This is a genomic window from Streptomyces sp. NPDC059037 (genome assembly GCF_042740015.1).
Taxonomy (GTDB): Bacteria; Actinomycetota; Actinomycetes; order Streptomycetales; family Streptomycetaceae; genus Streptomyces.
Window position 1 is genome coordinate 16,283 of record NZ_JBHYIG010000046.1, and the last position, 24,386, is coordinate 40,668.

Annotated in this window: 24 protein-coding genes; 19 read left to right on the forward strand and 5 right to left on the reverse strand. The window is 68.1% G+C overall.

Features of this window, described 5'->3' with window-relative positions:
• Window positions 1–24 precede the first annotated feature (24 nt).
• The 16 genes from ACFWY6_RS12860 (at window position 25) to ACFWY6_RS12935 (ending at window position 13,602) form a co-directional block, all read left to right on the forward strand.
• Window positions 25–702: a hypothetical protein gene (locus tag ACFWY6_RS12860; protein WP_384688515.1), complete on the forward strand. Its 678-nt coding sequence runs from the start codon at window positions 25–27 to the stop codon at window positions 700–702.
• A gap of 129 nt (window positions 703–831) precedes the next feature.
• Complete coding sequence (locus ACFWY6_RS12865; RefSeq protein WP_384688518.1) at window positions 832–1,515, forward strand: hypothetical protein; 684 nt, start codon at window positions 832–834, stop codon at window positions 1,513–1,515.
• 87 nt (window positions 1,516–1,602) lie between these two features.
• Window positions 1,603–2,544 (forward strand): hypothetical protein, encoded by a 942-nt coding sequence (locus ACFWY6_RS12870; protein ID WP_384688520.1) that lies wholly within the window; start codon window positions 1,603–1,605, stop codon window positions 2,542–2,544.
• A gap of 164 nt (window positions 2,545–2,708) precedes the next feature.
• Window positions 2,709–4,883 (forward strand): hypothetical protein, encoded by a 2,175-nt coding sequence (locus ACFWY6_RS12875; protein WP_384688523.1) that lies wholly within the window; start codon window positions 2,709–2,711, stop codon window positions 4,881–4,883.
• Between the two features lie 22 nt (window positions 4,884–4,905).
• Window positions 4,906–6,153, forward strand: coding sequence for a hypothetical protein (locus tag ACFWY6_RS12880; RefSeq protein WP_384688526.1), 1,248 nt, complete (start codon window positions 4,906–4,908; stop codon window positions 6,151–6,153).
• A gap of 252 nt (window positions 6,154–6,405) precedes the next feature.
• Window positions 6,406–6,699 (forward strand): hypothetical protein, encoded by a 294-nt coding sequence (locus ACFWY6_RS12885; protein WP_384688529.1) that lies wholly within the window; start codon window positions 6,406–6,408, stop codon window positions 6,697–6,699.
• Between the two features lie 68 nt (window positions 6,700–6,767).
• Window positions 6,768–7,811 (forward strand): hypothetical protein, encoded by a 1,044-nt coding sequence (locus ACFWY6_RS12890; protein ID WP_384688532.1) that lies wholly within the window; start codon window positions 6,768–6,770, stop codon window positions 7,809–7,811.
• 37 nt (window positions 7,812–7,848) lie between these two features.
• The gene (locus ACFWY6_RS12895; protein WP_384688534.1) at window positions 7,849–8,127 is read left to right on the forward strand and encodes a hypothetical protein; all 279 of its coding nucleotides are present in this window, start codon (window positions 7,849–7,851) and stop codon (window positions 8,125–8,127) included.
• Window positions 8,128–8,210: 83 nt separating this feature from the next.
• Window positions 8,211–8,552, forward strand: coding sequence for a hypothetical protein (locus ACFWY6_RS12900; protein ID WP_384688537.1), 342 nt, complete (start codon window positions 8,211–8,213; stop codon window positions 8,550–8,552).
• Entirely contained in the window at window positions 8,542–9,231 is a 690-nt protein-coding gene (locus ACFWY6_RS12905) for a hypothetical protein (protein WP_384688539.1), read from the forward strand. The genes ACFWY6_RS12900 and ACFWY6_RS12905 overlap by 11 nt, the downstream gene beginning before the upstream one ends.
• Entirely contained in the window at window positions 9,228–9,863 is a 636-nt protein-coding gene (locus ACFWY6_RS12910; protein WP_384688542.1) for a hypothetical protein, read from the forward strand. Before ACFWY6_RS12905 ends, ACFWY6_RS12910 begins: the two co-directional genes overlap by 4 nt.
• A 336-nt stretch (window positions 9,864–10,199) precedes the next feature.
• Window positions 10,200–10,499 carry a hypothetical protein gene (locus ACFWY6_RS12915; protein WP_360768205.1) on the forward strand — a complete coding sequence of 100 codons (300 nt, stop codon included), beginning with the start codon at window positions 10,200–10,202 and terminating at the stop codon, window positions 10,497–10,499.
• A complete protein-coding gene (locus tag ACFWY6_RS12920; RefSeq protein WP_384688545.1) occupies window positions 10,496–11,866 on the forward strand; it encodes a hypothetical protein in 1,371 nt (456 codons plus the stop codon). The genes ACFWY6_RS12915 and ACFWY6_RS12920 overlap by 4 nt, the downstream gene beginning before the upstream one ends.
• A gap of 65 nt (window positions 11,867–11,931) precedes the next feature.
• Window positions 11,932–12,315 carry a hypothetical protein gene (locus tag ACFWY6_RS12925; protein WP_384688548.1) on the forward strand — a complete coding sequence of 128 codons (384 nt, stop codon included), beginning with the start codon at window positions 11,932–11,934 and terminating at the stop codon, window positions 12,313–12,315.
• On the forward strand, window positions 12,302–13,006 hold the full coding sequence (locus ACFWY6_RS12930) for a hypothetical protein (protein WP_384688550.1): 705 nt from the start codon (window positions 12,302–12,304) through the stop codon (window positions 13,004–13,006). The genes ACFWY6_RS12925 and ACFWY6_RS12930 overlap by 14 nt, the downstream gene beginning before the upstream one ends.
• Window positions 13,003–13,602 (forward strand): hypothetical protein, encoded by a 600-nt coding sequence (locus tag ACFWY6_RS12935; protein ID WP_384688552.1) that lies wholly within the window; start codon window positions 13,003–13,005, stop codon window positions 13,600–13,602. The genes ACFWY6_RS12930 and ACFWY6_RS12935 overlap by 4 nt, the downstream gene beginning before the upstream one ends.
• Before the next feature lie 13 nt (window positions 13,603–13,615).
• Here ACFWY6_RS12935 and ACFWY6_RS12940 read toward each other — a convergent pair whose 3' ends face one another.
• The 4 genes from ACFWY6_RS12940 to ACFWY6_RS12955 are packed head-to-tail and all read right to left on the reverse strand — an operon-like array spanning window position 13,616 to window position 16,902.
• Window positions 13,616–14,521: a hypothetical protein gene (locus ACFWY6_RS12940; protein WP_384688555.1), complete on the reverse strand. Its 906-nt coding sequence runs from the start codon at window positions 14,519–14,521 to the stop codon at window positions 13,616–13,618.
• Complete coding sequence (locus tag ACFWY6_RS12945; protein WP_384688558.1) at window positions 14,511–15,257, reverse strand: hypothetical protein; 747 nt, start codon at window positions 15,255–15,257, stop codon at window positions 14,511–14,513. Before ACFWY6_RS12945 ends, ACFWY6_RS12940 begins: the two co-directional genes overlap by 11 nt.
• Window positions 15,257–16,591: a putative T7SS-secreted protein gene (locus ACFWY6_RS12950; RefSeq protein WP_384688561.1), complete on the reverse strand. Its 1,335-nt coding sequence runs from the start codon at window positions 16,589–16,591 to the stop codon at window positions 15,257–15,259. The genes ACFWY6_RS12945 and ACFWY6_RS12950 overlap by 1 nt, the downstream gene beginning before the upstream one ends.
• Before the next feature lie 2 nt (window positions 16,592–16,593).
• The gene (locus ACFWY6_RS12955) at window positions 16,594–16,902 is read right to left on the reverse strand and encodes a hypothetical protein (protein WP_384688564.1); all 309 of its coding nucleotides are present in this window, start codon (window positions 16,900–16,902) and stop codon (window positions 16,594–16,596) included.
• 262 nt (window positions 16,903–17,164) lie between these two features.
• Between ACFWY6_RS12955 and ACFWY6_RS12960 the strand changes: the two genes are divergently transcribed.
• Both ACFWY6_RS12960 and ACFWY6_RS12965 read left to right on the forward strand, forming a co-directional pair.
• Window positions 17,165–17,836: a hypothetical protein gene (locus tag ACFWY6_RS12960; RefSeq protein ID WP_384688566.1), complete on the forward strand. Its 672-nt coding sequence runs from the start codon at window positions 17,165–17,167 to the stop codon at window positions 17,834–17,836.
• On the forward strand, window positions 17,833–18,918 hold the full coding sequence (locus ACFWY6_RS12965) for a hypothetical protein (protein WP_384688568.1): 1,086 nt from the start codon (window positions 17,833–17,835) through the stop codon (window positions 18,916–18,918). The genes ACFWY6_RS12960 and ACFWY6_RS12965 overlap by 4 nt, the downstream gene beginning before the upstream one ends.
• Window positions 18,919–19,005: 87 nt before the next feature.
• On the opposite strand, the gene ACFWY6_RS12970 is transcribed toward ACFWY6_RS12965, so the two are convergent.
• Window positions 19,006–19,305, reverse strand: a complete 300-nt coding sequence (locus ACFWY6_RS12970) for a WXG100 family type VII secretion target (RefSeq protein ID WP_360768166.1) — start codon at window positions 19,303–19,305, stop codon at window positions 19,006–19,008.
• Between the two features lie 226 nt (window positions 19,306–19,531).
• Here ACFWY6_RS12970 and ACFWY6_RS12975 point away from each other — a divergent pair, with 226 nt between their 5' ends.
• A complete protein-coding gene (locus ACFWY6_RS12975; RefSeq protein WP_384688571.1) occupies window positions 19,532–24,220 on the forward strand; it encodes an FtsK/SpoIIIE domain-containing protein in 4,689 nt (1,562 codons plus the stop codon).
• Window positions 24,221–24,386 lie beyond the last annotated feature (166 nt).

The window sequence follows — 24,386 nt, forward strand, 5'->3', positions numbered from 1 at the left end:
CCCTCGCCCCACCGGGAGTCCCACGTGAACCGCAGTCGCACCCTGCCCGTCGCCGCAGTCTCGTTGGCGGCTGCCGCTGCCCTCCTGCTCGCGGGATGCGGGGGTGACGACGGTGACTCCGGGGAGGACAAGGCCGCCGGGGGCGGAAGTGCGGAGAAGAGTGCTTCGCCCAGTGCGAAGAAGAGCGCGGCGGCTGCGATCGAGCGGCCCGCGATGAAGTTTCCCTCCGATGTGCGGCTCGTCTTCGAGAAGAGCGAGCTGACCGATCCGGAGCAGGCCGCCGCGCTGAACGACGCGCAGAATTACGCTCGTTCAACCGTGTACGGAATCGTCGAGCAGGACCCGGAGAACGCCGCCTACAAGTTCTACTCGGAGGCTGGCAGCGATGCCCGGGAGTACGCGAAGTCCCAGATCAGGAACCATTCCTCGGCCGACTTCAGCGTCACGGGCGAGCGGTCCCACAGCGACGCGAAGGTGCAGCCGGGCGGGGGCGCGGACAAGAAGGGCATGGTCGTCACCTTCTGCTCCGACGAGAGCAAGATGAGCGGCAAGGACCTCCGGACCAAGGAGAAGATCCCCTTCGAACCGGGCCCCAAGAATTACTGGTTCTGGCGAATTGAGATGGTTCCATCGAAGAGCACCGACGGCCTCTGGCTCGCCCAGAAAGCCAAGGTCAAGGACGAGGCCGCGCAGTGCCGCTGAGCAGTGTTCGGTTCGCCAGCCGGAGCCGGAGTCGGAATCGGCAAGGCAAAAGTCGACTCTGGCGAAACCATTGACCACTTCAGTACCGTCTGATGCCTTGCAGAACCGTCGCCCCACCGGGAGTCCCACGTGAACCGCAGTCGCACCCTGCCCGTCGCCGCCGTTTCGATGGCGGCTGCCGCTGCTCTCCTCCTGACCGCGTGCGGGGGTGGGGACAGCAAGGATTCGGGAAGCGACAAGATCCCGGGGGCCGGTTCCGGTGACACCAAGAAGAGCACCTCGCCAAGCCCTGATGCCGGCGGTGCCGCGGAGATCGACCGGCCGGAGATGAAGTTCCCGTCCGATGTCGATCTTGTCTTCGACAAGGTCAACCTGTCGGATCCGGACCAGTTGGCGGCGCTGAACGACGCCCAGAATTACGCGCGGGCCATCGAGTTCGGAATCGTCGAGCAGGATGCGGACGAAGCCGCGTACAAGTTCTACTCGGAGATCGGCAGCCCGGCACAGACGTACGCGAAGAAGCAGATCAAGGACCACATTGACGCCGGCTACACCATCACCGGCGAGCGCCGGTACACCGACGTGAAGGTGCAGACCGTCACGAAGAAGAAGACCATCGCCGTCACGTTCTGCACCAACGACAACAAGCTCTTCGGCAAGGAAGTCAAGACCAAGAAGGTGCTCCGCACCAAGCCGAGCATCAAGGACTACTCCTCCTGGCAGATCTCGATGACTGCCGCCAAGAGCACCAAGGGACTGTGGCGGGCCGACCTCATCAAGGTGGAGGGCGAATCTCAGCAATGCATGGGATAACGGGGACAACGGGGGACAGGTATGCGTAAGCCACTTATCGTTGCGACTGTTTGCGGCTCACTGGCTCTTTTGGCGGGCGCTCCCGCGATGGCCGCGGACCCCGTCAAGATCGACAGCCAGGGATCCAAGGGGCCCGACCGCACGGTCGCCGCCCAGGCCAAGATCACCTACAAGTCCACCGGGACCTCCCCCGGCGGCGGCACGGTCACGTCGGTCGACCCCAACTGGACGCCGCCGCCCTGCTGGTACGCCCCGGAGTGGAAGGCCGGCGAGTTCGCGAAGTTCCGCGACCGCCTGTACTTCACCGCGCGGCACGACCCCGGCGCTCCGCAGGATGCCTTGAAGGACATGTCCGACGAGAACCGGGCCTACGCCAAGGACAACTACAACATCGACAAGGAGAAGGAAGGGATGTGGTGGGGCGCCCAGTTCAGCCCCGATGCCACCGTCGCCGAGCAGGCGAAGTGCCTTGATCCCCCCTTCTGGGTCGAAAACGGCGAGATCCCGGACGTCCCGAACGCCATCAGCCCGGAGATCCTCGCCGAACTCGCCTACAACCAGATCAAGGTCCCCGGCACCAAAGTCTCCCTCGCCCCCGACGGCCCCTCCAAGGTCAACCTCCCCACCTGGGCCTGGCTCGACAAGGGGGACTTCAAGCCCGTGTCCGTGACCGCCTCGCTCGACGCCCCGGGGCTGCACATCGAGGCGACGACCGTCGCGAAGCCCGTCGCGCTCAGCATCAAGCCCGGCACCGAAGACGCCACGTTGCACCCCGCATCCGGCAAGTGCGAGATGAACGACGACGATTCGATCGGCGAGCCGTACGCAAAGGGCAAGTCGAAGCAGAAGCCGCCCTGCGGCGTTACCTACCAGCGCTCGTCGGGCGACGGCACCTTCGACCTCCAGGCCACCGCCACCTGGGAGATCACCTGGACCGGCACGGGCGGCGCGGGCGGGAAGCTGCCCGACGGCGAGTACGGCAACGACCAGCCGGTCACCGTCGAGGAGATCCAGTCCATCAACCGCTGATGGTGAGTGTTCCGTCGGCAGTAGCGACAGTAAAGTGCGCCCAATGAGCAAAGGGGCGGGACGGGTGACAGGGGTCGGGGCGGCCAAGGCCGTCCGCGGGGTTGAAGGCGCGCCCCCCGGGGCGGGGGGTCCCGGGGGGGGGGCGGCCACGCGCGGGCGGGGGGGTGCCCGCCGCGCCCGCCGGGGCGGGCCCTGGGGGCGGCGGCGCCGTCGGGCGCCGCGGTCGTGGCAGACGCGATCTTCCGCTGCTCGCCGGCCTCTTTCTCATCCTGACGCTGCTCGTCGGCCTCACCGCATCCCCGGCGACAGCCGCGCCGCCCGCCGGCGACACCCCCACCCAGGCCGCCGCCCTCGCCGACCGGCTGCGCGACGACCCCGTCTACGTAACCGATCAGCTGCCCCGCGAGATCCCCCGCTCCACCGCGCCCGACTTCGCGAAGCTCGCCAAGCGGACCGGTGTTCCTACCTACGTCCTCGTCCTCCCCGATCAGGGGATCGGCAGCGACCGGCTGCTCGGGGCCGTGCACGACCGGCTCGGGCGGGACGGGCTGTATGTGCTCGTCGACGACATGGGGGTCACGGACGCCGAGGCCTTCGAAGTGGCGGCTCCCGCCGATGACGCCTCCACCGTCCAGCTGTACGAACTGCCCTATGACGCCGGGCCGTTGCTGAAGTTCGAGCGGTTCGTCGACGTCGTCTCGCAGGGGCGCGAGAAGGCCGCCCAGCGTGCGGAGGCCGCCCGTAAGAAGTACGGCGGTGACAGCGGCGAAGAAGTCGCGGAGATGCACATCGATCCCGTCGACCGCGACAACCAGTCCTTCGCCACCGGCATCGCGCTGACCGGCGTACCCCTCCTCATTGTCGTCATCAGTCCCTACGTACGTCGTTGGCGGCGGCAGGTCCGAGGGAGCGACGCGGCCACGGAACGGCGACGGCTTTTCACTCCCCTGCGCATCGAAGCCGGGGTCGCCGCACTCGCCGCCGTCGCCATCGCCCTCAGCGCCACCCTCGTCTTCGACCAGGAGACCTCCAGCGCCACTCCGCAACCCACCGCCGCCGACCTCTCGACCCGCGTCGAACGCGTCGCCGACGGCCTGAAGCGGAGTCCCGTCTACAGCGATCCCGAGAGCCCGCGCTCCCTCGACGCGCGGCAAGAGCGTGAACTCCTGGACCAGATCGACGACTTCGACCGCGGGCCCGTCTTCGTCGCCCTCGTCCCGCAGCTCACCGAGGACGAGTCCGCGAGTGAGCCCGAGATCTTCGTCGAGGCGGTGCGCAAGCGGATCGGGGCGGCGGGGGACCGTGGCGTCTACGTCGTGGCCGATCCCCTCGGCGGGTACATCGACGTCGTCACGTACGACGTACGCATCGATGCCAATCTCATCGCCTTCGACCTTCCCGATTCGGTTCGGTACGGCGATGACGACGACCGTTCCAGCGACCACCAACTCGGCGAGCGGCTCGGCAAGTTGATGACGCTTCTCGATGACGCGCCGCGCGTGAAGGAGCCGGAGACCTCCTCGCTCGGCATGGACGACGCTCCCGAACCCGTCGAGGACGACCAGCTCTCGCCGCTGTTCTCCGGGGACTTCTGGCCGGGGCTGCTGGTCGGCGCCCTCGCCGCCGGGGTCGTCTTCGGCGTCGTCGCCTCGCTGCTCGGCATCACCCGCCTCGCCGTGCCGAGCCTGAGGCGACCCCGTACGACCGGTACGAGCGGTACGAGCGGTACGAGCGGTACGAGCGGTACGAGCGGTACGACCACCAACAGTGCGTCTCCGACCCCCCTTCCCGAATTCGACGCACCGCCGGCGCCCTCCCTCGACTTCCTGCGCCGCACCGCCCGCGACGAAATCGACGCCCTGGGACGGGAGTTCGACCCTGACGCCGCGCTCCGTTCCAGTCTCCGTACCCGCGTCTGGGACTGTCTCGACGCCGCCACGCTGCTCGTCGACCGTGACCCCGACGGGCACGTCGACGACGACGTCACGCCATCCGATCTCGCCGCCGCCATCGTCCTCGCCCGGACGGGCCGCGCCGCGCTCGCCGGCGCCGACAAGCCGTGCTGTGCGCTCAATCCGCTGCACGGGCCCGCGACGGGCTGGCGTGACGCCCAGTACGCGCCCGAGGAGCAGCGGCTGCGCACCATCCCGGTGTGCGCGCAGTGCCGTGTCCTGGTCGGCGCGCAGCCCCGGCACGCGCACACGCTGCGGCTGACCCTGCCGGGGGCAGCACGGTTCGTGCGCGTGCCGTACGAGGAGGCGCCGGGGCCGCTGCCCTCGATACAGCAGGGGATTCCCCAACTCATCCGCCAGGTACGGGAGTACGTCGGTGTTCAGTGACCTGAAGCGTGCCGTAGCGGCCATGGCTCTCACGTTCCTTGCTGTGGCAGCGGCTCCCCCGGCCGCCGCGCAGGCGCCCGCCGCCGCCAGCCCCGGCGAGAAGATCGCCGACGCGTTGCGGCGTTCGCCGGTGTACGTCGATGCCGCGTACGCCGACTCCGTACCGCCCGCCCGGCAGCAGCAGCTCGTACGGCAGATCGATAAGACCGGTCTTCCGATCAAGGTGGCCCTCGTACCGATCGTCCAGGGTGATGCGTACGACGGTGAATCCGACGTCTTCGCGGAAGTCGTGCACGACCGGCTCGACGAGCGCCAGCTGATCCTCGTCACCGCCGGCGACCGGTGGACCGGCGACCTCAACGGCTTCGAGTGGCCGGGCGAGGAGCAGCAGGCCGCCGACGCGGTCCGTACGGTCGGCTCCCTCGACGAGATGAAGGACGCCGGGCTCGCCGACCAGACCGAGAAGGCGGTCGAGCTGATCGAGCGGGGCGACGGCGAGAAGGCGTACGAGGAGGCGACGGCCGACTTGGGCGAGGGGTCGGGCGGCGGGGGCGACACGGAGGCCGAGAAGGGTGACTCCGGTGCGGGCGGCTCCGCCTGGCCCCTGACGGCAGCGGCGCTCGCCCTCGCCCTGGCCGCCGGTTGCCTCTTCTTCTTCGTACGTCGTCGGAGGCGCGGGACGGGCACGAGCGGCTCCCCGTTCGCCTTCCCCCAGGCCGTGTTCGCCGCGGCGCGGGAGGCGGACGAGGCGGCTCTGCGCCGCCAGACGGAGGCGGAGGTCGTGGCCCTCGGCGAGGCGGTCCAGCGGGCGGACACCTCAACTCCCGGTCTGCAGCACGCACTTGACGCCTACGCGGCCGCGGGCACGGTCCTCGACGGGGCCCGCGGGCTGCCGGACCTGGCAGGGGTGCTCGCCCTGGTGGCAGAGGGCCGGGACGCCCTGGAGGGCACGGCGGCCCCGCTCCCCCTCTGCTTCTTCAACCCCCTGCACGGCCGCGCCGAACGCCGCATCCGGTGGCGCCCGCTGGGGCGCCGCGATCAGCTGCACATCGCGGCGTGCGAGCAGTGCGGGACGGCGGTGCGCACGCGCCGCGCCCCGGAGGTACTGACGGACACCGACACCGCCGATGGGCGCCAGGTCCCGTACTTCGAGGTACCGGCCGACCAGAGCGTGTGGGCGGCGACGGGGTACGGCTCGCTGCTGCGGGACGGGGAGGACGGGCTCGCGGGGCGTGTGGGGCGGGGGGAGTTTTCGCGGGGGCGGGGGTAGCGAGTGGGGCTGGTGACGACGTCTGGGCGGAGCGCTTGGGGCCCTCAGCCGATCGGCCCCCAGTCCCGCCGCGGCTGCTCCGGTTCGCCGCCCGCGGGGGCGCCCTGCCTGCCGGACGCCCTAGCCCCTAATTCGCCAACTCCCCACCCTGCCCTGCCTCCTGGGTATTCTTCCGCGCACCCGCACAATTCCCGGAGTCGGGAAGCGTGAAGCGGGAACCTGAAGCGGGAAACAGCACGAGAGCGGGGATTTATGTCCGGTTCAGACCTGATCGTCGATTTTCAGTTGCTCAACAAGTCGGCGAGCCAACTGAACGCCATCGAGAACGAGTTCAAGAACCTCGATGAATGGAAGGACGACGTCAAGTCGGACGTCGGCGCGTCCGACATCAAGGACGCGATGGGCGACTTCGTCGACAACTGGGACAAGAACCGCAAGCGCCTCCTCGAATCCCTGGGAGAGGTCGGGAAGCAGGTGGAGGGCACCCGGGACGCGTTCAAGAAGCTCGAAGACGACCTGGCGAAGGCCGGAAAGAAGAAGAAGTAGGCGCTGCTCGAACGGCAACGGCCGAGCGACGAGCGACGAGCGACGGACTCATTTCGGGGGAATAGAACATGGCACGTCCAAAGGACTGGCAGCCGCTGCGCGAAAGCGATCCCGTACCGGGCGATCCCGAGGGGGTCCGCGGCCAGGTCAAACACATGAAGAAAATCGCCGAGTATCTGCGCACCCAGGCCGCGGCACTCACGGCGATGGCCGACGCCGACAACCTCAAGGGCCAGTACGCGGAGAAGCTCGCCGAGGACGCCCGCGGGCTCGGCCGCAAGCTGGACGAGGCGGAGGACCGCTACCGCGAGGTCAAGAACCACCTGTCCGGCTGGGCCGAGGACCTGGAAGGGTTCCAGAAGCGCGCGGACAAGGCCCTCGATGACGCCAAGGAAGCCCAGCGCATCATCGACGCCCACGAGAACAAGCCGGACTCCGAGAAGAAGGGCAAGGACGGCGAGAAGGACGGCAAGGGGGGTGAGAAGGGCGACAAGGGTTCTGACGCCGAGGATCCCGCGCTCAAGAATGCCAAGGACGATCTGGAGGACGCCCGCGGGCGGCTCAACTCCGCGGCCGGGGACTACGACGAGCGCGCGGGCCACTACGCCGGCAAGATCCGCAAGTCCATCGACGATGACATGAAGGACAGTTGGTGGAACGACCTCAAGGCGACGATCGGGGATGCCGATTGGCTCAATACCGTGGCTGATTGGGCAAGCTGGGGCGCGACAATCATCGGCATCGCCGCCATGTTCTTCCCTGCCATCGGCATCGTCGCCCTCATCCTGACCGGCATCGTCGCCGCGATCCACATCGTGCAAGCCGGGACAGGGAACGGCTCCTGGTTCGACGTCGTCATGGACCTGGGTGCGCTGAAGATGGCACGCAACGGCGTCAAGGCGGCCAAGGCCATCAAGGCGCTGCAGAACAGCTCGCGCAAGACCGCGTCAGGAGTGGCCGACGACGCTGCCAAAGCAGGGGGGGCAGCGGGCCCGCCAGAACACGATCGACAACGCCAAGAAGAACAGCCGGAAGGGCGGCGGCAGGTCCGGCGGCGACCGGGCAAAGGCCCGGGCCCGCGGGCTCAGGGCGCAGCAGAAGGCCTCGAATGAAGGGAAGAAGGCGGGCAAGGAGGTACGCGATGCCGAGATGCCCCAGATCAATGTGCGGGAGAAGGCCGACATGCTGGGCGATGCCCAGCTCGGCCGGCAGATGAAGGACATCAGGAAGTGGCGGGACCAGTACCCGGACAACACGAAACTCGCCGACAATGCCCGCGAGGCCGAACGTCACAAGGACGCGCTCCGTGGGTCGTGGCTGGTCGGCACTGGGCTGGACGCGGCTGATAAGAGTGGAGACTCGGTTTCAGACGATGAGTACAGCCGTATGAAGGACCGCATGACCAGGCCGGTGGCATCGCGATGGTGAAGGGAAGATCAATGTCAGAGGGCGCGGAGGCTGAGGCCGACCCCCGGCGGTTGCGCGTGAACCCCTTCAGGGTGCTTCTCCTGATGAAGGTCGTTCTGGCGTTGGCTCTTCTGCGACTCTTCGCCGGGCCTGCGACCAAGGATTTCCTGGGGCGTGAACTCGTATCGATGCCGACCTGGGAGTGGACCCTGTGCAGTCTCACCCCAGTGATCCTGATCTACCTGGCGCGCCATCCGAAGGACTGGATGGAACTGTCCGGTGAGCGAGTGATGGTCAGGGGAGCACTCGGCATCTACCTCCTCTACTCCGCGATGGGTGCCATCGGCAAGGGCCACCCGGCTCTCTGGATCGCCGTCGCCGTATGCCTCGCCGGACTCGCCGGGATGTGGCACCTGAATCGCAAGGAGCGCCTCCATGCAGGCTGAGCGCAACGGGCCGACGCCGGAAGCCGCCGGTCTCGTCGACGCCGTCGACCCGCCGGTCACCGGCTACCGCCTCCTCCTCCCCGCCGAATGGGTCCAGGTCCCCCTCCGCCGCGGCACGGAGGAGGCCGTTCGCCAGATCCTGGACGAGGCGTTCACGCGCATACCCGCCGACGCCCCCATGGACAGGATCGGCCCGTACAAGCGCGAATTGGAACGCCGTTTCCGTGCCTCGGTCGAGGGCGCCCAGAAGGGCAAGGCCCTGGACCTCTATCTGCCGGTGAAGCCCCTGGGCGACTTCAACATCGGCGCGTCGATCCTCGTGACCGAATCCCTCGTGCCCAGGCCCTCCGGCCGGCCGCGGGGCGCATCCGAGCCCACCGAGACCGCGGTCCAGCTGCTCTCCAGCGACGGCGTGGAGGACGCCGACCTGAGCTCGGGCGAGATCGACGGCGCACTCGCCGTACGCCGTGAGCACGTGGCCGGGGCCGCCCCGGAGAGGGGCGCCGAGCTCCCCTCGCGGCGCGTCGAGTACATCCTCTCCGTGCCGGGCGACCCGGACCGCTGGTTCGTCGCCGCGTTCTCGACGGTCGGGGGCGGGGATCCCAGGGACGAGCTGGCCGAGGTCCTCGTCGAATGGTTCGACGCCGTGATGGCGAACTTCCGCTGGAGGCGGGCATGACGGTGCCGTCGGAGACGAGAGAGTACTTCTGGCCCATCATCGACATCGACGACGTCGACGACGACGCCTGGGTCCTTGTCCCGCCGCGGACCGGCCGCACCGCCCCCGCGGAGGCCTGGGACGACATCCACACCTGGGCGCGGGAAGTCGCCGAGGACCTGTGGGCGGACAGCGACCTCGACCCCGGCCCCAACGGCGTCGACTTCGTCGCCGGGACCCTGGAGCGCTGCGCCGAGGCCTTCGCCCCGCCCGGCTCGGACAATTGGGTCTTCCTCCACCTCGACCACCCCGCCGAGGTGCCGCTGGCGGTCATCGCGGCGATCGGCCCGGCGTCGGGCCCTCGCGAGGAAACCCTCCGCGCGCTGACCGAGGCGGACGACACGGCCGCCGTCGAGCCCCCGGTCGTCAAGCCCTTCAGGTCCGAGAAGCTCGGCAAGGGCATGAGCACCTTCCGCTACGTCCCACAGGAGGACTCCCCTCACCTGCTGGCCTGCGTCCGCTACGCGTGGCAGGTCGAGGAGCACGGGGCAGACGTGGTCATCTGGACCGCCTCCGAGGACATCGCGCACGTCCTGCGCGCGGCGGAAGACCTTGAGGAACTCGCGCGAACGCTGGGGGTCTGGGCTCCCTGACAGAGGTCTGGGCCCCTGACGGAGGCCTGAGCTCCCTGAGGAGACCGCCGACAGGACGGGCCGAGCGGACTCGCCCGCCCCCCCCCCTGTCGGCGATGTCGGCGATCTTCACGCCAGAACCTTCGGCACCACCCAGAACATTCACCATCGCCGGTTTCGCGTCACGACACGATGACAGTCGGACCGAATTGGGGCAGCTTGCCCCGTATCGAACCTGGCGGAACCAGCAACCCCCTGGATAACGTCAGCCCGTTGGAGACACCCCTCGCCCCACCGGAAGCCGACGGTCGACCGGTGATCGCAGGAACGTAACGCCGCCCACCTGGGGAGAGCGCAGTGGCAGACCCAGACCTGACGGTCGACTTCGAGTTCCTCGCGGAGTCCGAGCGAACGCTCAGCCAGCTCAAGACGACGTTCGAGGGCCTTGAGAAGCGTCGTGACGACATGCACAAGCACTGGGGGTCCGGCGAGATCGCCGAGGCCATGGGCGACTTCGTGGACAACTGGGACGACTACCGCACCAAGCTCATCGAGGGCATCGAGTCCACCGGCAAGCTCGTCTCGGGCACCAAGAAGGCGTTCGAGGATCTCGAGAAGCAGCTGAGCAAGCGCGACGAGAAGAAGCGGAAGAAGTGACTACAGCGACGTCGAAGCGCCGGCCGATCGACTGGCAGCCGCTCCGTGACTCCGACCCGGTACCCGGCGACCCGGAAGAGGTGCGCACCGAGGTCCGCCACATGGTGGGGATCGCCAAGAAGCTGCGGACCCAGGCCAAGAACCTCCGGGCCATCAGCAACGAGGACAAGCTCAAGGGCAAGTACGTCAAGCGCCTGCGCGAGGACTCCGGCACGCTGGAGAAGCACATGCGGGAGGTGGCCAGCCGCTATGAGCGCGTCCATGGCCATCTCACCACCTGGGCCAACGAGTTGGAGGACTTCCAGTCCGACGCCGACGGTGTGCTGCGCCAGGCGAAGGAGAAGCAGGACGAGATAGACGCCGAGAAGTCCAAGAAGGGCGATTCCGGCGACGGTTCCGGCGACAAGAACACCCCGAAGCCGTCCGAGAGCGGCACGGACCACGATCCCCTGCAGACGTACCGGAATCAGCTGGACAAGATCACCGGCAACCGCGACGAGCGGGCGGGACACCACGCGGGCAAGATCCGGGACGAGATCGACGACGTCATCGAGGACTCGTGGTGGGACAACCTCAAGGGGTGGTTCCACGACAACGCGGACTGGATCAAAACCGTCCTCGACGGCCTCGGCTGGATCGCCACCATCGCCGGCATCGTCGCCATCTGGATTCCCGGACTGAACGTACTGGTCCTCGCCATCGCCATCGTGACCATCCTGACCAGATCCATGCTGGTCGCCTCCGGTGACGCGTCCTGGACCGACCTCGCCTTCGACGTCGGCGGCCTGCTCCTGATGGGCGTCGGCCGAGGCGGCATCAACATGCTCAAGGGCGCGAACAAGGCCACCTCCGCCGCCGCGCAGACCAGCAGGACCGCGGGTCTCAAGGCGGGCCTCAGGTCGCACAAGGGCATGCTGAACGACCTGAGCAGGGCCATGAACGGTGCTCAGGACGACGTATCCCGGAAGTTCTTCTCGGACCTGCGGCACTTCACGCTGAAGAAGATCTCCAAGGACGCCGGCCTTGTCGCCAAGGGCCCGACCTCGGTGTCATCGGCCTCCAAGTGGGCGCACCTGGGCGACGACGAGGCGGCAGGACTGTTCGGCCAACTGCGCGCGAACAAGGGAGCCTTCCCGGACGCCGTGGCCGGCAGGTCCTCCACGCTCGGACATGTGGGATACGGGGCCGCGATGACCGCCGGGTACGGTGGCATGGCTGTCGACGTCATGGACAAGTCCCTGAGCAAGAGCGATTCCATCGGCTGGCTGGACCAGCAGGGCCTGGTTCCCGGGGACAAGCCGTACAACGAGGGCTACAACACCTGGAAGGAAAGCGGCTGGATGCCGGCGGAGGACACCCACTGGTAGATCCGGGGTGGTCCGGGTAAATCCCGGGTGGCCCGGGTCGGCTGAGGAAAGCGGGAGAAGAGCAGATGGCTGGGTCCCTCAGAGAGCAGTTGGGCACGGGCGCGCATTTCCGGGTGCGGGTGACCGTCATCGGTGCGCTGGTGTCCGTCCTGCCGCTGATCGCCATCGCCGTCGTACTCCCCGACGGCGGCCGCAAGACCCTGTTCTGGATCTACTGGGCCGGCCTGACGGCCTGCCTGCTCCATCTCCTCTGGATCCTGATCCAGCACCCCACGCCCAGCAGGCGTCCGCCGCTGCTGACCCGCGACCTCGCCATGGGCTGGGCGCTGCTCGTCCCCAGCCTGCTCACGTCCTTCTGGCCCGGGATCATCGGGGCCCCTTTGTTCACCGTGCTGGTCGGCTCGACCTGGGTCGCAGAGAAGATTCGGAACCGCAGTGTCACACCCTGAGCGCCCAGAGACTCTTGAGACCGCCGAGACGGCCGAGACCGCCGAGACCGCCGAGCACAGCGATGACGGCTCCGCGGATTCCGTCCGCGTACCGACCGGATTCAATCTCGTCCCGCCGCCCGGATGGGACACGATTCCCCTCCAGATGGGAACGAAAGAGGCGATCCAGCGGATCGTACGGAAATCGGTGTCCCAACTCCCCGCCGGATTCCCGAAGGACGACATTCCCAAGGCCCGGCTGCAGCTCACCAAGGAGCTGAAGGAGACGGCGCGGCAGGCCCGCAAGTCCGACGGCCTGACGCTCTACCTGCCGGTCGAGCGGATGCACGGAATGATCATCCCGGCTTCGTTCGTCGCCTCCGCGCCGCTGGGGGCGCCGAAGGCGAACATCGAGCCCGAGGCCGTGCTCGTGGACCTGGCCCGTGACGCCGAGGAGGCCTCGGTGCGGGAACTCGACGGGACGGCGGCGGTCCGCACCCTGGAGACGTGCCCCGCCGATCCCGAGAAGGGGGTCGAGGTTCCGTCCCTGCGGGTGCAGTACACCGTGCCGATCCCGGACAGCACCCCCGCCCTGTGGATGACCTTCTCCTTCAGCACACTGATCGCCCCGGACATGGACACGGAGTTCACCGAGACCCTGGTGGAACTCTTCGACGCCGTGATGACCACCTTCCGCTGGAGCTACGCATGATGATCGTCGAGACCGACTCCGACCCGGCCCTGTGGTTCCACATGCCGCTGGGCGGCACCAAGTCGGAGTTCGCCCAGTGGCTGGACCTGCAGCTCGACGCGAGCGCCATGCTCCACCAGCGCAAGCTGACCTGGCGTGAGAAGCGGCAGATGAAGAAGTTCCTCGAGGGCTCGGCCGCGATGCTGCGCGACCGCATCGGGGCCGACCAGGGCTTCATCTTCGGCCCGATGCCGCCGCAGGCCGCACCGCTGGTCTTCTTCACCAAGCAGTTCGCCTGCGACGAGGAGCACAGCGCCGCGCACCTGAAGATGCTGGCGGAGCCCGACCCCACGGTCACGGTCCCCGGCCAGCGCGTGGAGACGACCCCGTTCGTCTCCCCCCACTTCGGAGAGGGCATCCGCTGCCTGCGCAGCTGGACCGGCCCCGACGGCGTCCTGATGCTCTCCGTCACGTACGCCTGGAACGCCGCGGAGCACGGCATCGACCTGGTCCTCAAGGGCCACTACGACGACCCGGCGCTGCTTGAGGCGTCGTTCGACGCGATCGACGACTTCGCGCGTACGATCCGGCTGTCGCCGGCGCCGAACCCCTCGTAGCACCGCGCAACACTCAGTCGTACGGGACTTCCTCGACCACGGTCTCCCGGAAGCGCCATGAGCCCCGGTTGCCATAAGCCTCCGCGCGCAGCCCGGTCTCCCAGGCGATGCGGGCGGCCCGGTGATGCGATACGTCGGGGTAGTCCTCGGGATAGACCGTGATGTAGCCACGGCGGTCGACGGGGTAGGTGCGCAAGGCCTCGCGGAGTTTCCGTTCCTGCTCGTCCTGCGTGGCATGGTTGCGAGTGATGGCCTTGTACGCCTTCCGCATCCTGTTCGCCGGCTCGCGAGCAGCCCTGCGCTTGGCTGCCGCGGAGCCTTTCCACGTCATGCAGCCGACAGCACCGAGTGCGGCGAGGGCGAATGATGCGGCGCCGAGCACTTCGCCCGTGGAGCTCGCCTCGCCGAGCGTCCGGGGGGCGAGTTCTCCCTCCGGATCCTCCAGAACCTTCAGGGCCTGCCCGACGTCGTACACATCGGAGGTCGTTTCCAGCTCCGGCCCCAACACCCTCGTGCCGTCCCGCCGTTCCAGCGTGTAGTGGGAGTGCCGGGCCTTGCGCCCCTGCGCCGGATCGAGACGTTCCTTCGTGACCGTGGCCGTGATCTGCTCGCCGCGCCGCTCAAGCGTGAGGTCATCGCGTGCCATGCCGGCGACCCCCACGGAGAGCACGGAGGTGAACACGATGAACAGCGCCGCGTACAGGCTGGATTCACCGGAGACGCCGAGCCGGTGGATCAGCGCGACGAGAAGCACCCCGTGCAGAATCCACAGGGGTACCTGGACGCCGAGACCGAATTCACCCGCGACCAGGTACATCCCCACGATCACCGCGGATACGTAGCAGCCGACGACGACCGCCGCCACGGCGCGATACCGCGTACGCCGTTGCCGCGCCGGGCCGCCTGTGTCAACGCTCATGGCCGGCGCTTCGCTCCTTCTCCCCCGGGACCTCGTCCGCCGAGACCGACTTCATGATGCCGCTCAGGATCTGGAGGTAGTCGTCCCAGTGCTCCCTGTCCTCCGTCATGAAGAGAAAGAGCACCGACCCGGGACCGGTCTTCAGCGGCACGCAGACTTCCACGAACCGGACCGTGGTGGGGACGGATTCGTCCAGGCCGCAGAGCGCTCCGGGCAGCATCAGGTCCTGGTCGCGAATACAGAGGGCGGAGGGGCCGTACGGCAGCATGACCACAGCGGCCTCGGCATCCGGATACAGCATGTGCCACTGCTCGGCCGTGCGTCTGGCCGAGCCCGTCCTGTCCTGGACCTCGGGGCCCATCGTCGGCCGCTCGATGAACACGGCCAATGTTCCCTGGGAAAGCTGTCCGTCGGCCATCCGGTACAGACAGGTCGAGATGTGCTCGGCACCCGCCTTGAGCATGGTGTGGAGGGCGTACTCACCGGACAGTACGAGGCTGAATTTCTGTACGGGTGTGGCGTCCGCGAAGAGCGGGTCGATCGCCTCGGCGGTCCGCAGCATGCGGTCCTCTGGGTCCTCGTCGAGGTCGAACTCCGAGAAGCCGATGGGGAGATCGAACCAGAAGTCGGGGGTCCCGTCCGGGAAGGGCCCGGTGGAGGCGGCCACGGTCTCCCCGACGGCGGGCCGCAGGCCGACCGCCCCTGCCGGCATCGGCGCTCCAGGAGCCGTCGTCATCAGTCCGACACCTCCCACGCACCAAGACCGATCACGCTGCCGATGGCCATGGCCCCGCCGAACTTGCCGCCACCGGAGCCATTGACAATGGTTTGCGCGCCGGTTCCCCAGGTGGCGGTGTCGAGCCTCTGAGGGCTCGGCGCATAGGCGTTGATCGCGGTCGGAGCGGTCAGTGCGAGGTTGCCGGCGGCCTGAACACCTTCCCCGGCGGTCAGGGCGGCTCCCCGCGAGACACCCAGCTTGGCCGCGGCGGCGTTCAGCGGCTTCTGGATCACCTTGGAGACCGGGTCGATCTCGTCGACCTTGCGCGCCACGGTCTTGCCGGCCGTCTTCAGACCGACCCGGGCGCCGTTGGCGAAGCCCTGCGCGGCCCGGCCCGCTTTGACCCCGGCCTTCGCCCCGTTGAACACGGCGCCGACACCGGGCGCCATACCGAGCGCGTCGCCGCCCAGCGTCAGCCAGTTGCTGGCGTTGGGACCCCAGGGCGGAAAAAGACCCTTCGTCCCGTACGCCGCTGCATGCGCCATGAACGCGACGGCACTCAGCCCGATGGCCAACGGTGCGAGCACAGGACAGAAGATGGCGATGACACCGACGACGGAGGCCACGACAGTGATCCAGTCCGCGTGCGCCTTGATCCATTCCCCGATGTCGGCGAGGACGTCCCCCAGCTTGCCCGGTAGGTCTGCCAGTGCCTTTCCGAGGTTTTCGAGCGCGTCCCCGAGTTTGTCCCACATGCCGGGCTCATTCGGGGCGATGTCCATGGCGGTCTTCAGTCGTTCGGCTATCTCCTTGCCGAACTCCTGGTATTCCTTCCTGATCCGGCGGCCCTTGCGGCGGAGTTCCTCCAGTTCTATGTCCGTGGAGTTCACCGTCCGATTGGCCTCCTGGAGCTTTTCCTCGCGCTCCTTGCCACCCTTTCCCTCCTTTCCGTCCTTCTTGCCGTCGTCGGCACGGTTGAGCTTGTCGGCCTTTTCGTGCGCGTCGCTGAGCCGCTTGCTGACCGCGGCCGCATCGCCCTCCAGGTCGACGGCGGCCTTCTGCTTACGTTCCATGTACTCGGCCCAGTCCGTCAGGGCAGAGGCGGCGGCGCGGAACGAGTCGCGGGCCTCGTCCATCTTGGGACGGAACTCGTCGTCGAACTTCTCCCGGAAGCCCTCCGCGGCCTTTCCCTTCCAGTCGCCGACACCGGACCCGTGCAGCACATGGCAGATCTCGGTGAGCGCCTTGGCAGTCGTGCCGACCTTCTTGGCGACGTCGTCGGCCACCGTGTGGTCACCTGGGCAGGGCACGAATCCCAGGGCCGGGAAATCCTCAAGCAGTGCTTCAGCCATGCCTACTTACCGCTCCCCTTGCCTTTGCCCTTCTCGCCCACCTTGGCGAGCTCGTCGTCCAGCTTCTCGAAAGATTCCTTGATTTTGAGGAGCGCCTCGGACGCCTTCCCGGAGAACTTCGTCAGCCGCTTGATCCCGTACGACCACTCGTCGCCGAAATCGTCCATGCGCTTGGCGAGTTCGAGAACACCCATGGCATCGCCGCTGACCTTTTCCATGTCGCGGCCGGGCTGTTTCATCAGGTGGGCAATATGGTCAAGGTTGCCTTTAACCCGGAGCAACACCGCATAGTCGACCGATAAATCACTCATACCGCTCCCCGTTCACCGACACCCGTCACCCCGCTTTCCGTGGGCGACCGGGCCAGAGCGCAACCGTACGACTGCCGGTGCCACAACAGCGGTTCAGGACGACACCACTCACGCAGCCTTAACGCCGCACCCTTCGCGTCACGACACGATGACGGTCCATCGAAATGGGATGGATGCCCCGCAATCGACCCTGGCGGAACCAACAACCCCACAGATAACGTCGGCCTGTTGGAGACACCCCTCGCCCCACCGGGAGCCGACTGTGAACCGCCGCACCATGCCCGTCACCGCCGCGCTCGCCGCGACCGCAGCCCTGCTCTTGACCGCGTGCGGCAGCGGGGACGGCGAATCCAAGGACGACGACAAGATCGCCGGCGCCGGGCAGGGCGCGGACAAGTCGAAGAAGTCCCCCGACCCGTCGGGAGCACCGGCCGAGGACAAGCCGGACGGCGTGGACCTGACGCTGCCCAAGGACATGAAGCTGGTCTTCGAGTGGGAGAAGCCGAAGGACAAGAACGAGGCGGCCGCGATGGACGACGCCGCCAACTTCGTCCGGGCCATCTACCACGGCGTCGACAAGCGCACATCCAAGAACGCGGCCGTGACCACCTACGCCACCGGTGAGGGCCTGCACTACGCGAAGGTGCAGATCGACGGCCGGGTCGAAGACGGCTGGACCGCCACTGGCACACGACGGCACTACGAAGCGGCCACGCGCTCCACGGCGAACGGCAATTCGGTGGAGGTCGCGTTCTGCGCGGACTCAACCAAGTTCTACGGCAAAGAGGTCAAGACCGGGAAGGTCCAGAAGACCAAGCCCAGCATCTCGGACTTCGACCACTTCAAGATCATTATGGTCAAGCACCCTACAGGCGAGGGTCTTTGGCAGGCATCCAAGGTGTTCGTCGAAGAGAAGGCGGAGAAGTGCCAGTGAACAGACCACGACGTGCGGCCCTCGGTACCGGTACCGCCGCTCTGACACTCGCCCTCGGCGCCCTCACCCTCACGGGCCCCGCCTACGCGGGAGAGCCGGAGAAGAACGGCAACGGAGCCAGCACCGAAGAGAAGGGCGGCGGCGACGGAACCGGCATCTACGCCGCCGCGAAGGTCCAGTACTCAGGAGCCGTCACCAAGGACGGCGGCAGCGGAAACGTCTCCTCGGCAGACGTCAACTGGACGCCGCCGCCCTGCTGGTACGCCCCGTACCTCGGTGCCAAGGACTTCAAGAAGAAGATGTCCAAGAACATCAAGGACGCCAAGAACACACCCGGCATGACGGGCCACGCCGGCGCGGCGATCAACGAGATGGAACGCCACTACGAGGACGACTACGGCTGGACGGACACCCCCGGCTACAAGGACTACAACGTCGACAAGGACGGCGAGGGGATGTTCTGGGCAGGGGTCGAGAACCCCAACGAGCCGGACTACCTGAAGCGGACCGGGTGCACGGACCTGCCCTTCTGGGTCGACAACGGCGAGCCCCCGCCGCCCCAGCACGAGGAGGCCATCACCCCCGAGATACTGGCCGCCCTCGCCTACCAGCACATGGAGCTCCCGGGCACCAAGGTCACCCTCGCGCCCGAGGCCACGACCAAGGTGAACCTGCCCACGTGGGCCTGGCTCGACAAGGCCGTCTTCGACGAGGTCAAGGCGACGGCGGAGATCAACGTCCCCGGCTTCAACCTCCAGGCGACGACGACCGCCACCCCCAAGTCCCTGACGCTCAACCCCGGCACCAAGGACGCCACGACGATCCCCGCCAACGGTGAATGCCCCATCGTCGACGGCAAGATCGGTGAGCCCTACGCCAAGGGCAAGTCCAAGGAGACCCCGCCCTGCGGCATCATCTACCGCCGCTCGTCGGGCGGCGAGACGTTCCCGCTCAAGGCATCCCTGACCTGGGAGATCAGCTGGACGGGCACGGGCCAGGCGGCACCGGTCAACATGCCCAACGGCACGATCGAGGCAGTGCAGGACATCACGGTCGAGGAAATCCAGTCCATCAACCGCTGATCACGAACCACCGCGCGGCACACAACCGAGGGCGGGGCGCCAGGAGGAACTCCTCCGTCGCCCCGCCCTTCACGCAGCGGTGAGCCACTACTTCTTGGCAGCTCGCCCCAGCTCGTCATCAATCTGCTCAAACTTGTCCGCGGCGTTGGTCAGGTAGTCACCCATGCCGTCCAGACCGTCGAGCGTGTCCTTGGCGCCCTTGACGAACTCGTCGAAGTTCTCGTCGAAGGCCTTCGAGGAGCTCTTCGTCACGTAGCCGGTCTCGACCAGGTTCGCGATGTACTTCCGCAGGCCGTCCAGCTTCTCCTTGAGCTTGTCCTTCTCCTTGACGACGTGCTTGGCCGCGTCTCGCATGTCCTGATATGTGACATCAAGGTCCTTGGCCATGTGGCTCTCTCCTCATCAACTCGCCGCAGGGCCAGCCCCCGTGGCTCCCGTTTCGCGCGGATGGTGTGATCGTCCGCTCTTGCGCCAGCAGCTTACGGGTGGGGCGGAAGGGATCACACCCCGGTTCAGTCACAGCTCTGCTATGAGCCGATGCACAGGCCGTTGCCAGTGGGAAGGGTGGAGCGGCTATCGTCAACGCCATTGTTCAGTTACGGGGAGGACGATCGTGCGCCTGACTCTGACCGTCGTCGATCCGTTCGGCGGTGCCACCGCCGACGTGGTCCTCGACGCCGATCCCGAGTCCACCGTGCAGGACATAGCGGTCGAACTCGCGCGGCAGGTCGGCCTCGGCGGTGCGGACGGCGGGCACGGTGCGCAGGTCATTCCGATCGGGTTCGGGAGCAACCAAGTCCCCGCCGCCGGAGCTCCCCTCGTCTATGTAGACGGGTACGCCGTCGACCCCACCGCCACCGTCGGCACCTCGCCGCTGCGCGAGGGCGCCGTCGTCAGCCTGAACGACCCCGCGGGCTGCCTGCCCGGCGAACCCACCGGCCTCGTCGAGCTGCGCGTCGCGAGCGGGCCGACGGCGGGTGCCGTGCACCGGCTCGGCATCGGGCGCTACGACATCGGCAGCGGGCCCGCCGCGTACATCCGTATCGATGATCCGGAGATGAACGACCGCGCCCTCACGTTGTCAGTTGCAACCGATGGCACCTGCCAAGTCACCCTGCACGGGGACGAGAAGGACAAGGAGGGCGTAACCCTCGACGGTGAGCCCTTCGGCACGGAGAAGAGCGCCGACAGCGACGGGGACAAGAAGAAGGACAAGAAAGAGCGGCGTGACGGAGAGAAGCGGCGGGACAGTGGTGAGTGGCCGCTCGGTGCGCAGATCGCGCTCGGGAACACTCTGCTTGAGCTGATTCGGTACGCGCCTCCCAACGCCGCCCTGAAGTGGTCCGAGGACGGTTCCGGGCTCGACTACAACCGGCCGCCCCGGCTGCGGCCGCCCGAGCGGCAGACCACCTTCCGCCTTCCCACCCCGCCCCGCGACTACGAGGCGCGGCCGCTGCCCTGGCTCATGGCGCTCTTCCCGCTGGTGGGTGCGGTTGTCGCCGCGATGATCTTTGATCGCTGGTACTACCTGATCATGGCGGGCCTCAGCCCGATCATGCTCTTCGGCAACTACTTCATGGACAAGAAGCACGGGCGCAAGTCCCATGCGAAGCAGGTCAAGGAGTACAAGGAGACCAAGGAGCGGATCGAGAAGGACGCCCAGGACGCGCTCGTCGCCGAGCGGCTCGACCGGCGGCAGGCCGTCCCCGACCCCGCCACCGTCCTCGCGCTCAGCACCGGCCCCCGCACCCGCCTCTGGGAGCGGCGGCGCACCGACGCCGACCATCTGCTGCTGCGGTTCGGCACCGGGCAGATGCCCTCCGAAGTCGTCCTCGACGACCCGGAGAAGGACGACCACCGGCGGCAGGTGACGTGGAAGATCGAGGATGCGCCGGTTGCGCTTCCCCTGAAGGGACTTGGCGTCATCGGCATCGCCGGCCCCGGCGACTCGGCGACCGCGCTCGGCCGCTGGGCGGTGGCGCAGACCGCGACGCTGCACAGCCCGATGGACGTCCAGTTCTACGTCCTGACCGAGAACACCGCGCGGGACAGCTGGGACTGGGTGCGCTGGCTCCCGCATTCCCGGCCCTCCTCCGGCCAGGACATCAACGTACTCATCGGCACGGACGCGGAGACCGTCGGCGCCCGCATCGGTGAGCTGACCCAGACGCTCGAAGCCCGGCTGAAGGCCCTGGAGGAGAACAAGAGCCAGGGGGCCAACTTCTCCGACCCGGACATCGTCGTCGTTTGGGACGGATCGCGGCGGCTGCGGTCCCTGCCGGGTGTTGTGCGGCTGCTGCGCGAGGGCCCTTCCGTGGGTATGTACGCACTCTGCCTCGACTCCGAGGAGCGGTTCCTGCCCGGTGAGTGCCAGGCCTTCGTCGTCGCCGAGCCGAAGCCCAAGGAGCATGAGAGCCATGGCCATGGCGGCAACGGTGGCGCGCTTCAGCCGCCGGCCGCCGCGCCGCAGCAGGCCCCCGGCGGATTCCCCTCCTTCCAGGCCTGGCACACCACGACCACGCCCGACACTCCCCAGTCCAGCGCGGCGCCGGAACTGCGGCTGCGCGTCGAGATGACCGGCGCCGAGCGGGTGCGGGGCGTACGCCCCGACTTCGTGTCGCCCAGCTGGTGCCTGCGGCTCGCCCGCTCGGTGTCCGCGCTGCGCGACATCAGCGGCGAGACCGAGGACTCCGCGCTGCCGGGGTCGAGCCGGCTGCTCGACGTGCTGCAGCTGGAGCCGCCGACGGCGGGTGCCATCACCGCCCGCTGGCAGGCGGGCGGACAGTCGACGATGGCGGTCATCGGTGAGTCGTACGACGGTCCTTTCGGCATCGACATGCGCAAGGACGGGCCGCACGGTCTGATCGCGGGAACGACCGGTTCGGGTAAGTCGGAACTGCTGCAGACCATCGTGGCCGCGCTCGCCGTCGCCAACACCCCCGAGAACATGACCTTCGTACTCGTGGACTACAAGGGTGGGTCCGCGTTCAAGGACTGTGTGAAGCTGCCGCACACCGTCGGCATGGTCACCGACCTCGACGCGCACCTCGTCGAGCGCGCCCTCGAATCCCTCGGCGCCGAGCTGAAGCGGCGCGAGCACATCCTCGCCGACGCCGACGCCAAGGACATCGAGGACTACCAGGACCTGGTGCGGCGCGATCCGTCGCACGCTCCCGTGCCCCGACTCCTCATCGTCATCGACGAGTTCGCCTCCATGGTGCGTGACCTGCCCGACTTCGTGACGGGTCTCGTGAACATCGCTCAGCGTGGTCGTTCGCTCGGCATTCACCTGCTGCTGGCCACGCAGCGCCCGAGCGGTGTCGTGTCCCCGGAGATCCGCGCCAACACCAACCTCCGTATCGCCCTGCGCGTGACGGACGGCGGCGAGTCCTCCGACGTCATCGACTCCCCCGAGGCCGGGCACATCTCCAAGAACACGCCGGGTCGCGCGTACGTGCGGCTCGGGCATGCCTCGCTCGTGCCCTTCCAGTCGGGCCGCGTCGGTGGCCGGCGCCCCGGCGCCGCCGATCCGACGCTGCTCGCGCCGTGGGTCGACTCCCTGGACTGGGCGAACCTGGGGCGCGGCACGCTGGTCAAGCCGAAGGCCGAGGCGCGCGAGGAAGAGGAGATCACCGACCTGAAGGTCCTGGTCGACACGGTCATCGAGGCCAATGCCACGCTCGGCATCCCCGCCCAGCACAGCCCGTGGCTGCCGGCGCTCTCCGAGACGCTGCTGCTCGACGAGGTGCCGGTGTCGGCGGCCGCGACGGGCCCCGGCAAGCTGGCCCCCGCGCCGTACGGCATCGAGGACCTGCCCGGCGACCAGGCGCGCCGCGCGGTCGTCGTGGACTTCGCGTCCTTCGGGCATCTGATGATCGGCGGTGCGCCGCGCAGCGGCCGCTCGCAGGTCCTGCGCACCATCGCGGGCTCCATCGCCCGTACGCACTCCAGTGCCGATGTGCACCTCTACGGCATCGACTGCGGCAACGGCGCGCTCAACGCCCTGACCCGGCTTCCGCACTGCGGGGCGGTCGTCAGCCGTAACCAGACCGAGCGTGTGGTCCGTCTCGTCAACCGCCTCAAGGGCGAACTCACGCGCCGCCAGGACCTGTTGGCGGACAAGGGGTACGCAGACATCGGCGAGCAGCGGGCCGCCGAGCCCGCGGACGACCGCCTTCCGCACCTCGTCGTGCTGCTCGACCGCTGGGAGGGCTGGCTGCCCACGCTCGGCGAGATCGACCACGGCAGCCTGACGGACGAGCTCACGACGATCATGCGTGAGGGCGCGAGCGTCGGCATCCACATGATCCTTACCGGTGACCGCCAGCTGCTCGTCGGCCGTATCTCCTCCCTCACCGAGGACAAGTACGGCCTGCGGCTCGCGGACCGCTCCGACTTCTCGATGCTCGGCATCCCCAGCAAGAAGGTGCCGGAGGAGATCCCTCCGGGCCGCGCGTACAAGAACGAGAGCGGTACGGAGACGCAGTTCGCGCTGCTCTCGGACGATGTCACCGGACAGGGGCAGGCCGCCGCGGTCACCGCGATCGGCGAGGCGGCCACGGCCCGCGACGCGGACGTGCCGCGCCATCGTCGTCCGTTCCGCGTCGACACGCTGCCGAGCCGCATCTCCTTCGACGAGGCCTGGGAGCTGCGCGACCCGGAGGCCTCCCGCTCCAAGCTGTGGGCCCTGGTGGGCATCGGCGGCGACGAGGTCATGGGCCACGGCCCCGACCTCGCCGATGGCGTACCGGCGTTCGTCATCGCGGGCCCGGCCAAGTCCGGCCGCTCCACGGTCCTGATGAACATGGCCCGGTCCTATCTCGCACAGGGCGTACGTCTGGTCATCGCGGCCCCGCGCCAGTCGCCGCTGCGCCAACTCGAAGGCACCGAGGGCGTGTTGAAGGTCTTCACCGGTGACGACATCGACGAGGACGACTTCGAGGAGGCCATCGACCCGGCCTCTCCGGACGAGCCGATCGTGGTGCTCATCGACGACGCCGAGATGCTGGAGGACTGCGACGCCGAGGGTCACTTCAAGCGCATCGTCCAGCGCGGCGCCGACCAGGGCCTCGCGATCGTCCTCGCCGGTGACGAGGAGGACGTCTGCAGCGGCTTCTCCGGCTGGCAGGTCGACGTGAAGAAGGCCCGCCGCGGCATCCTGCTCTCCCCGCAGGACAGTTCGAGCGGAGACCTCATCGGTCTGCGCATCTCCCGCAGCGTGGTGGGCGGCCCGGTCGCCCCCGGCAAGGGCATGCTGCACCTCGGGGGCGGCGAGCTTGCGACGGTGACCACTCCCATGTGAGCCGGGGGGGGAGTCGCCGTCCGGCCGCTCCCCCCTTTGATCCGCAGGCCGGTGAGGGCTGGTCGCGCAGTTCCCCGCCCCCCCGTAAGGGGGCGGCCCCCCCGACCGCTCCGCTCCCCCCCTGACGGATAAAAAAAAGACCCAGCCCCCCACCCAGGCAGTGTAA